A 2,103-nucleotide genomic window follows, 5' to 3' on the forward strand; every position below is an offset into this window, starting at 1 on the left:
CTGTCATGGACTTGCCTCGGATGGCAGTCGGAGGCAAGTCCATGACAGATCTTCACCGGCATTCGATGAATGCGTGCTCACCGGGCCGAGAAAAAACCCTGTGATTTTGAATGATGCCGACAAATACGTATTTTTATTCGATACCCCAGCATATACTCGAAAACTCTCGGTTCATCCCCGCCCCGCGCCTCGTCGGAAGCGGCGGATACGCGACGAAAGACCTGCGAAGATGCCCGGAACGAGCACGATGCGCTTCAGACGTCTGGCCGCATTCACCCTGTCGTTCGTGTCGCTGTCGGCCGCCGATGCCTTCGCGATCGAGAAGTCGATCACGCTGCGGAACGCCGCCGGAAAGCCGTGCCTGGAGGTCAGGAGCACGTCCCGCCCGGACCTCGTCATGACGGGCAGCTACCATCATCTCGTGACGCTGGAGAACCGCTGTTCGCGCGCGATCGCCTCGACGGTCTGCTACAAGAACTCGAATCTCTCGTGTCGCCCGGTCCGCACGCGACCCTATTCCCAGGAGACCGTCCTTCTCGGTGTCCGGTCCGGGGGCGCGCAGTTCGACTTCACCTTCGACGAGCGCTTCGTTCCTTGACGGACGGCGCACGACCGGGATCGCGCGCGCGCGGCGCCCGAGCGACGAAGGATCGCCGTCAGCGGCCCCTCGCGGAGCCGTCACGCCCTGATCTCGACAGGCGTCACGGCTCCTCGCTCTCGTGCTTCTACAACGTGTTGTTCTTCAGAAGATCATCGAAGTAGCCGATCGTCTTCACGAGGCCGCTCCTCAGCTCGATCTGGGGCCGCCAGTCGAGCTTGTCCATGGCGAGGCCGATATCGGGGCGGCGCTGCTTCGGATCATCGGACGGCAAGGGCCGGTAGACGATGGCGGAGCGGGTACCGGTGAGATCGACGACGAGCTCCGCCAGTTCGCGGATGGTGAATTCGCCCGGATTCCCGATATTGACCGGTCCGGTGAAGCCGTTCTCGGTGCCCATCATCCGAACCATCGCGGCGATCAGGTCATCGACGTAGCAGAATGACCGGGTCTGCTGTCCGTCGCCGTAGATCGTGATGTCCTCGCCCTTCAGCGCCTGGACGATGATGTTGGACACGACCCGCCCGTCATTCGGGTGCATGCGCGGACCATAGGTGTTGAAGATCCGCACGACCTTGATGTCGAGATTGTGCTGGCGATGGTAGTCGAAGAACAACGTCTCGGCGCAGCGCTTGCCCTCATCGTAGCAGGACCGATAGCCGATCGGATTGACGCGGCCCCAGTAGGATTCCGTCTGGGGATGGACTTCGGGATCGCCGTAGACCTCGGAGGTCGATGCCTGAAGGATGCGCGCCTTCACCCGCTTGGCGAGCCCGAGCATGTTGATGGCGCCGTGGACGCTCGTCTTCGTCGTCTGGACCGGATCGAACTGATAGTGGATCGGCGAAGCCGGGCAGGCGAGATTGTAGATCTCGTCGACCTCGACGTAGAGCGGGAACGTCACGTCGTGGCGCATCAATTCGAAATTACGGTAGTCCAGCAGATGGTGGACGTTGTTGCGCGTCCCTGTGAAGAAGTTGTCCACGCAGAGAACTTCGTGCCCCTCCTTGACCAGCACGTCGCACAGGTGCGAGCCGAGAAAGCCAGCGCCACCGGTCACGAGGATCTTTTTCACGGTGCCGTACTGCATGATCAGGACCCTCGGACGAAAGAACGGTGAGCCGTCATCAGGCTCGAAACTCTGTGGAGGCGGTCCGGCCGCCGCTTGAGCGGCCGGTCATTCCCTGCACCGAGATGTCATCGGCTTTGAAAAGCGACCCTCTGAGAAGGTCCGGGAAGCGGGCCGTCAGAGTTCGAGACGCCGGTCGGCGCCGCCGACACCGACATAGGTGAAGCCCTGCCGCTCCATGTCTTCGGTGCCGTAGACGTTGCGCAGGTCGACGAGGACGGGGGCGGCCATCAGCGCCTTCAGCCGCGCCAGATCCAGCGCGCGGAACGCGTTCCACTCCGTCACGATCACCAGCGCGTCCGCCCCCTCCGCGCAGGCATAGGCGTCCTCGGCGTAGGCCACGCCCTGCAGCAGCGGCCGCGCCTGCTCCATCCCC

The 2,103-nt window shown here is 62.9% G+C and carries 4 protein-coding genes; 2 read left to right on the forward strand and 2 right to left on the reverse strand.

Annotated elements, in window-relative coordinates:
* Window positions 1–247 precede the first annotated feature (247 nt).
* The gene (locus tag MFF42_RS25220) at window positions 248–598 is read left to right on the forward strand and encodes a hypothetical protein (protein ID WP_238258719.1); all 351 of its coding nucleotides are present in this window, start codon (window positions 248–250) and stop codon (window positions 596–598) included.
* Window positions 599–725: 127 nt separating this feature from the next.
* On the opposite strand, the gene MFF42_RS25225 is transcribed toward MFF42_RS25220, so the two are convergent.
* Window positions 726–1,688 carry a UDP-glucuronic acid decarboxylase family protein gene (locus MFF42_RS25225; protein WP_238258720.1) on the reverse strand — a complete coding sequence of 321 codons (963 nt, stop codon included), beginning with the start codon at window positions 1,686–1,688 and terminating at the stop codon, window positions 726–728.
* A 94-nt stretch (window positions 1,689–1,782) separates the two neighbouring features.
* Between MFF42_RS25225 and MFF42_RS26630 the strand changes: the two genes are divergently transcribed.
* Complete coding sequence (locus tag MFF42_RS26630) at window positions 1,783–1,887, forward strand: KGG domain-containing protein (protein WP_373875227.1); 105 nt, start codon at window positions 1,783–1,785, stop codon at window positions 1,885–1,887.
* On the opposite strand, the gene MFF42_RS25230 is transcribed toward MFF42_RS26630, so the two are convergent.
* A partial coding sequence (locus MFF42_RS25230) for a UDP binding domain-containing protein (RefSeq protein ID WP_283206924.1) occupies window positions 1,845–2,103 on the reverse strand: 259 nt, incomplete at its 5' end. The two genes, MFF42_RS26630 and MFF42_RS25230, sit on opposite strands and share 43 nt — an antisense overlap.

The sequence above is a fragment of the Methylorubrum podarium genome (assembly GCF_022179745.1).
Classification (GTDB): domain Bacteria; phylum Pseudomonadota; class Alphaproteobacteria; order Rhizobiales; family Beijerinckiaceae; genus Methylobacterium; species Methylobacterium podarium.

What these genes read in the sequence shown, in the direction of transcription:
- MFF42_RS25220 (WP_238258719.1), top strand. Translation starts at nt 248, where the DNA reads ATGCGCTTCAGACGTCTGGCCGCATTCACCCTGTCGTTCGTGTCGCTG.
- MFF42_RS25225 (WP_238258720.1), bottom strand. Translation starts at nt 1,688, where the DNA reads ATGCAGTACGGCACCGTGAAAAAGATCCTCGTGACCGGTGGCGCTGGC.